Here is a 7157-nt window from a genome sequence, read left to right as displayed (position 1 = left end):
CCCCCCCCCCCCCCCCCCCCATCAAGGGGAAGGGAGTTTAATTTTGAGACAGGCTCTATTACAGCACATCATTTCCTCTTGTTTACATGGAGTTACATCCACCTAGCCAGTCGCGTTGAATCAGGAGCTCGCCGCCAGGGATGCGGCCAATACCTGTCTGACCGGCCCAAAACTGCGCCGGTGGACAGGGCTGACACCCTGCTTCTGAAGTGCATCAATATGAGCCCGGGTGGGGTAACCCTTGTGTAATGAAAAACCATACCCAGGATAAAGCTCGTCCAAATCACACATCTCCGCATCACGCACGACCTTGGCCAAAATTGAAGCAGCAGAAATGGATGGTTCAGTAGCGTCTCCCCGAATAATAGTCGTCACGGGATAAACCAGTTTGGGCGCCTGGTTGCCGTCCACCAATACCAGCTCCGGCTGTATCGCAAGCGCCATAACGGCCCGCTGCATGGCCAAGAGGCTGGCCTGCAAAATATTCAGCCGGTCGATCTCCTCTACCTCCGCCCTGCCCAATGCCCAGCAAAGCGAATGCGTCTTGATCAGGGCTGAAAGCTCCTCGCGGCGGCGAGCACTCAATGTCTTGGAGTCGGCCAAGCCGTCAATGGGCCTGGCTATATCGAGAATCACAGCCGCCGCGACGACCGGCCCGGCAAGGGGTCCGCGCCCCACCTCATCCACACCCGCTACAAACTTTAGTGAGCTGGAACTGGACGACATGTCAGCATTTCGCCATGAAAGAAGCTTATTTGGCCTGATCTTTCCGAGATTTCAGCAACCGGATCACTGCCTCCGCCGCACGTGCGTCAGCATGTCGGCGCAAGGAGCGATGAATACCGGATAGCGCTGCACGCAATGCCCGAGTCTTGTCTCGGTGTATCAGAAAGTCCTCTACGGCATCTCCTAGTTTTTCCGGGGTCGCCTCACGTTGCATCAGTTCAGGCACGATTTTGCGGCCCGCCAGAATATTGGGCAAGGCATACAATTTCACATGCAGAAACGGCTGCACCAGGAGATAAGACAACCAGGACATTTTATAGGTGACCACCATCGGTTTTTTAAGCAATGCGGCTTCGAGGGTAGCCGTACCGGAGGCCAGCAACACAATGTCCGCGGCCGCCATGGCATCGCGTGACTGATTGGCCACGATGGTCACAGGGAGAAACCATGCGCCCTGCCGGTACAACGCTTCTTCAAAAATGGCTCTCGTTGCGGGGCTCACAAACGGTGCAACAAAATGAATATTTGAATGGCGCTTATGAAGCCATAATGCTGTTTTTACAAACAGGTCGGCATGTCGCTTAAGCTCACTGTCGCGGCTCCCGGGCAATAAGGCAATCACGACACCTTTGACAGGCAGATGAAGCGCACGGCGCATGGCAGCCGCATTGGATTTTTCTCCAATCTCATCTGCCAGAGGATGGCCCACATAAGTCACCGGAACGTGATGCTTGCGATAATAACTGGCCTCGAACGGAAACAAGGCCAGCATATGGTCGACAGCGCGCCGAATTTTCCTGATGCGGTAACCGCGCCAGGCCCACACGGTGGGGCTGACATAGTGCACCGTCGGAATACCGGCGGACTTTAGCCTCTCCTCCAGGCCCAGATTAAAATCAGGGACATCAATGCCAATAAACAGATCCGGCGGACGCGATAGAAAATGATCGGCAAGCTTGTTTCGTATACCGAGAATTTCAGGATATTTGTCCAGACCCTCGAATCCGATGATGGAAAGCCGGTCCATGGGGAAAAGACTGCGGCAACCCATCGCCTGCATTTGCGGTCCGCCAATACCTTCGAAGGAGGCTGCCGGAAGCCGTTTCTTGATTTCGCGTATCAGTCCGGCCCCCAATATATCGCCAGAAGCCTCCCCGGCGACAATTCCGATTCTAATCGCGGACCTTGATGCCACGACTTAGCGAACAATACCGCGTTCTGACTTCTTGATGAAATCGAGAAAGTATCTGACTTCGGCGCTCATGCCGGCCATCTGTGCCAACTTTTCGGTTGCCTCATTGAGCCGCAACCCGGTTTTGTAGACCAGCTTATAGGCCTGGCGAAGGGATTCAATAGACTGTTCGGAAAAATTCCGTCGCTTCAGTCCGCGCACGTTGAGTCCGTGAGGAACGGCGGTATTGCCCGCCACCAGAAGATATGGCGGGATGTCCTTGAAGGTCACCGTACTGATGCCCGTCATGACATGCGCACCAACACGGCAGAATTGGTGGACCATCGTGAACCCGCCGAAAATTACCTGATCTTCCACCCTGACATGACCGGCAAGACTGGTGCCATTGGCAAAAATCGTAAGGTTCCCAACCTGGCAATCATGTGCCACGTGACAATACGCCATAATAAAATTGTCATGTCCCAGCCGGGTAACCCCGCCGCCACCCACTGTCCCGCGATTTAACGTGCAGTATTCCCGGATAATATTGCGATCGCCGATCTCAAGCCACGTGGGTTCTCCGTGGTAACCCTGATGCTGTGGGGCCTCCCCCAGTGATGAAAACTGGTAGATCCGGTTATTTTCGCCAATGCGTGTCGGTCCGTTAATCACGACATGGGGGCCAATCCAGGTCGCGTTGCCAATCTCCACACCAGCGCCAATGATGCTGAATGCGCCGATCTGAACGTCTTTTCCTATCTTGGCGCCCGGATCAACATTGGCCAGGGGATGGATCAATTAGGCTTCCTTGTAGGTACACATCAAATCAGCACTGCAACATAAATCGTCGCCCACGTGGGCGCTGCTCTCGAACATCCAGATTCCCTTTACTTTCCGCTTTATTTTTGACGTGAACCGAAGCTGGTCCCCCGGCTCCACCGGACGCTTGAAGCGCGCATTGTCGATGCCGACAAAATAAAAGATGGAATTCTCCTTGGGCAGGGCGTCCATGCTCTTGAATGAAAGTATGGCACATGACTGGGCCATGGCCTCGACGATCAATACGCCCGGCATCACGGGACGGTTGGGAAAGTGGCCCTGAAAGAAGGGTTCGTTGATGGTCACGTTTTTAATCGCGGTGATTGATTCATCCTTCGTATATGACAGCACGCGATCGATGAGCAGAAACGGATAACGATGAGGAAGGTATTTAAGTACTTCATGGATATCCATTGAGTTCAATTTTCATGCTCCTCGGATTGCTGTTGCAATTTTTCTTCCAGCTTGGTCAGTCTTCGCGCCATCTCGTCAAGATGGTGCAACCGGGCTGCATTCCGGCGCCATTTTTCCGCCGGCTCGGCCTTGAGGCTGGATGAATAGGCGCCTGCCTGTTTTATCGAGCTGGTCACCAGGGACCCCGCCGTAATGTGCACGTCATCTGCGATATCCAGATGCCCGGTAATACCCGCCTGTCCGCCGAGCGTGCAACGCTTGCCGATCCTGGTACTGCCCGCGATGCCTACGCACGCGGCGATGGCGGTGTTATCACCGATGTGCACATTGTGGGCAATCTGAATCTGGTTATCCAGCTTCACGCCGTTGCCGATGACCGTATCATTCAAGGCACCCCGATCGATGGTGGTATTGGCGCCAATCTCCACGTTGCTCCCGATGATCACGCGACCGAGTTGCGGCACCTTCTGCCACTGTTCACCATTTCTGGCGTAACCAAAACCGTCGCTACCAATCACCGCCCCAGGGTGAAGCAGGCAATCTTCGCCGATCGAACATCGGTCGCCGATGGACACATGGCCGACAAGCCGGCTACGTGCGCCAATGGTCACGTGATTTCCGATGAAACATCCCGGCCCGACGTACACATCATCACCAATCTCAACACCGTCCTCAACCACGGAATGCGGTCCAACCCATGCCGTTTTGGCGATACGCGAATCAGAATTGATAACTGCCGTCGGGTGCGTTCCCGGCGTGAATACCGGATATGGATGCAGCCATTGCGCTATGCGCGCGAAACACAAATGCGGGTCAGTGACGATCAGCGCGCACCCGCCATATTCTGAAGCATCAGATTCGCTCAATATCACCACACCGGCCGCCGTATTCGCAAGCACCGGAAAATATTTCTTGTCGCTGAGGTAGGCAATGTCTTGTGGGCCGGCGCTCTCCAGCGGCGCCACGCGCTCGATAACGAGTTCAGGATTTCCCCGCACTCTGCCCTGGAAGCGCCGTGCCAGCTCTGCGAGAGTGACGGCCATTTCAGGGTATCTCTGAAATATGAGTTTTCACCGCAGAGGACGCAGAGATCGCAGAGAATTTACAGTTCATTTTCACGTTCTTTCTCTGCGTGCTCTGCGCTCTCTGCGGTAGATGATCATATTAAATCATTACTTCTTCGAATTATTTCTTCCCGAGCTTTTTGAGGATCTTGTCGGTAATGTCCGCCTTGGGGCCGGCGTAAACAGCACTTTCCAGAATGAGATCGTAATTTTCCAATTTGGCGATTTCCGCAATCGTCTTTTGCACGATTTTCTGAAGTGCGGCCAGTTCCTCGTTGCGTCTCAGATTGTAATCCTCGCGGAATTCCTGTGTGGTGCGACGCAGATCGCGTTTTAGTGAAACGATCTCGAATTCCTTGGAGCGGTGTTCGGTATCCTTCAGCACCAGTGCGTTCTTTTCCAGCTCCTGCTCCAATTGCTTGAGTTTGTTCTGCGTCTCCACTATCTGCTTGTCGCGCGGCGCAAATTCAGCCTCGAGTTTCTTGAGCGCAGCTTCTCCCTGCGGAGCCTCCTCGATAACCTTGACGGCGTTGACATATCCGATCTTGAGATCAGCCGACAGAGCTGAAACCGGCATGATGCATGCGCCAAGCACATATGCAACTGTCCTGAATACAATGTTTCTGATGTGCAAAACAACCTCCTGATAATTATCGCAGCGGCACGCCCAACGTGAACTGGAACGATTCCGTCCGATCGCCCGGCTTATCGTTCAGGGGAATCGCATAGCTGAAGCTGAGCGGCCCGACAGGCGAGAACCAATTAAACGCCAAACCGGCCGAATAGCGCAACTGGCCGAGCTCAACCTTCTCGCCCGGGCCGTAAACCATGCCCCCGTCGGTGAAAAGGCTGAGCCGCATGGACTTATTATCGCTGGATGTGCCAGGCAACGGGAACAGCAATTCCGCGTTCACCAGCACCCGCCGGTTGCCGCCGATGGGGTCATTCGGCGGCAAGCTGTCTCTAGGACCCAGTGAACGCGATTTGAAGCCGCGTACGGTACTGCTGCCGCCCGCATAGAAATTCTTGTAAAAAGGTAACGCATCGGTACTACCGTAGCTGTTGCCGTACCCAAGCTCACCCTTCATTTTGAACGTAAAACTGTCACTGATCGACCAGTATCGACCGGCAAGATAGGTCAGCTTGTAGTACTCGATGTCGGTGCCCGGCACGGCGATTTCGGCGCTTAGTTTTTGCAAACTGCCGGAAGTAGGCAGCAGCAGGCTGTCCAGAGTGTCATGCGACCAGCCCACCGTTGTCTTCAGAACTGTGTTGGAGGAACCGTATTTGGCTACAAAATCCTGCGCTATCTGGGCACTGCTGGTGTTGGTATGGAGATCAATCCGTTCAACGTCAGCGCCAACATTGATATTGTTGTCCTCGCTCAAAGGAATACCGAAGAATATGCCCACTCCTTGGCTGTCGGCAGAATAGGCTGCCGTATCGGCAACGGCAGCGTCGATTGTGCTGGAAAAAATATTGAAACCGCGACTAACGCCGTCCTTGGTGTAATAGGGATTGGTATAACGAATATTGAAATTGGTCGTAGAGGCTGAGTTGTCGAAACTGACACCGAGCTCCTTGCCGGTACCGAACAGGTTGCTCTGGGTAATGCTGGCATTCAACAGCAGACCGTCGCTGTCCGAATAACCGACGCCCAGCAGAAGATTGCCGGTGGGGCGCTCCTTGACATTGACATTGACGTCTACCTGATCTGCCACCCCGGCCACTGTCGGCGTTTCCACGTTCACATCATCGAAGAAACCGAGGCGCTGAAGGCGCACACGCGAACGCTGGATTTTCTCGGCGTTGTACCACCCACCCTCGTGCTGTCGCATCTCGCGACGCAACACATCGTCGCGAGATGCGACATTGCCGGAAAAATTGACACGCCGCACGTAAATACGCCGCCCTGGATCGACAAAAAAAGTAAAAGATACTTCCGACTTGTCTTTGTCCACGTCAGGTATGGCATTCACGTTGGCAAAGGCATAACCGTCGTTGGCCAGCCGATCGGACATTTTCTTGGTAGTTTCCGTGACTTCCTTGCGAGAGAAAACGCTGCCCGGCTTGATGGCAATCAGGCTATTCAGCTCACTCTCAGGAATCACGAAAGTTCCGGCCAGCTTGTAACCGGTCACGGTATATTTCTTGCCCTCCGTGAGGTTGACCGTGATATAAATCTCTTCCTTGTCCTGCGTAATGGCCACCTGGGTGGAATCGATATTGAACTCAAGAAATCCCTGGTCCTGATAGAAATTGCGCAACCGCTCCAGATCGCCAGCCAGTTTCTGTTTCGAGTATTTGTCACGGCTGGAAAAAAAGGCATACCAGGGCTTGGGGCCGAGAGTGAAAAGCTTCAGCAGTTTCTTGTCGGGAAAGAGCTGGCTACCCACAAGGTTGATCTCACGGATGCGCGCCACCTTGCCTTCCGCCACCTCGATATTGATATCCACGCGGTTGCGTTCAAGCGGCGTTACCGTCGGCAAAATGCTGACCGCGTAGTACCCGCGGCTGAAATACTGCTGTCGCAGCTCCTGTTCCACCCGATCCAGCAGCGACTTGTTGAACACGCGGCCTTCAGCCAAGCCCACTTCCTTCAAGCCCTTTTTCAGGTCTTCTTCCGACATTTCCTTGGTACCGGCAATTTTGATGCCGGCGATCGAGGGGCGCTCTACCACGTTCACGATCAGAACATCACGATCACGTTCCAGATGCACGTCCCGGAAAAAACCTGTCTTGAACAAAGCACGCACGGCATCCTGGGATTTCTTCTCGGTTAACGAGTCGCCGATCTTGACCGGAAGATAATTGAATACGGTACCCGCCGAAATACGCTGCAATCCTTCCACGCGAATGTCCTTGATGACAAAGGACTCCATCGCCTGGCTGACGGACACACAAACAAGACCAAGGAGAAATGCCGCAAAAAATCTTTTCATTCGTAATGAAATATTCTGGAT

Annotated in this window: 7 protein-coding genes; all 7 read right to left on the bottom strand. The window is 53.8% G+C overall.

What is annotated here, in order from left to right; translation table 11 throughout:
• Positions 1-120: 120 nt before the first annotated feature.
• A complete protein-coding gene (gene rnhB, locus NUV55_RS05400) occupies positions 121-726 on the bottom strand; it encodes a ribonuclease HII (RefSeq protein ID WP_296671040.1) in 606 nt (201 codons plus the stop codon).
• A gap of 25 nt (positions 727-751) precedes the next feature.
• Positions 752-1921: a lipid-A-disaccharide synthase gene (lpxB, locus tag NUV55_RS05395; protein ID WP_296671039.1), complete on the bottom strand. Its 1170-nt coding sequence runs from the start codon at positions 1919-1921 to the stop codon at positions 752-754.
• Positions 1922-1924: 3 nt separating this feature from the next.
• Entirely contained in the window at positions 1925-2695 is a 771-nt protein-coding gene (lpxA, locus tag NUV55_RS05390) for an acyl-ACP--UDP-N-acetylglucosamine O-acyltransferase (RefSeq protein ID WP_296671037.1), read from the bottom strand.
• Positions 2696-3130 carry a 3-hydroxyacyl-ACP dehydratase FabZ gene (fabZ, locus tag NUV55_RS05385; protein ID WP_296671043.1) on the bottom strand — a complete coding sequence of 145 codons (435 nt, stop codon included), beginning with the start codon at positions 3128-3130 and terminating at the stop codon, positions 2696-2698.
• A 5-nt stretch (positions 3131-3135) separates the two neighbouring features.
• Positions 3136-4173 (bottom strand): UDP-3-O-(3-hydroxymyristoyl)glucosamine N-acyltransferase, encoded by a 1038-nt coding sequence (gene lpxD / locus NUV55_RS05380; RefSeq protein WP_296671035.1) that lies wholly within the window; start codon positions 4171-4173, stop codon positions 3136-3138.
• Positions 4174-4315: 142 nt separating this feature from the next.
• Positions 4316-4771 carry an OmpH family outer membrane protein gene (locus NUV55_RS05375; RefSeq protein WP_296671033.1) on the bottom strand — a complete coding sequence of 152 codons (456 nt, stop codon included), beginning with the start codon at positions 4769-4771 and terminating at the stop codon, positions 4316-4318.
• 73 nt (positions 4772-4844) lie between these two features.
• A complete protein-coding gene (bamA, locus tag NUV55_RS05370; RefSeq protein WP_296671031.1) occupies positions 4845-7136 on the bottom strand; it encodes an outer membrane protein assembly factor BamA in 2292 nt (763 codons plus the stop codon).
• Between the last annotated feature and the right edge of the window lie 21 nt (positions 7137-7157).

Origin of the sequence: Sulfuricaulis sp., from assembly GCF_024653915.1 — a bacterium.
In the GTDB taxonomy this organism is placed as follows: domain Bacteria; phylum Pseudomonadota; class Gammaproteobacteria; order Acidiferrobacterales; family Sulfurifustaceae; genus Sulfuricaulis.
The sequence above is the reverse complement of the archived record's forward strand: the minus strand, read 5'-3'. Positions and strand labels throughout refer to the sequence as shown.

Excerpts from the sequence above, each read along its gene's own strand:
- rnhB (WP_296671040.1), bottom strand. The coding sequence starts at position 726 with ATGTCGTCCAGTTCCAGCTCACTAAAGTTTGTAGCGGGTGTGGATGAG.
- fabZ (WP_296671043.1), bottom strand. The coding sequence starts at position 3,130 with ATGGATATCCATGAAGTACTTAAATACCTTCCTCATCGTTATCCGTTT.
- lpxD (WP_296671035.1), bottom strand. The coding sequence starts at position 4,173 with ATGGCCGTCACTCTCGCAGAGCTGGCACGGCGCTTCCAGGGCAGAGTG.
- NUV55_RS05375 (WP_296671033.1), bottom strand. The coding sequence starts at position 4,771 with ATGCCGGTTTCAGCTCTGTCGGCTGATCTCAAGATCGGATATGTCAAC.
- bamA (WP_296671031.1), bottom strand. The coding sequence starts at position 7,136 with ATGAAAAGATTTTTTGCGGCATTTCTCCTTGGTCTTGTTTGTGTGTCC.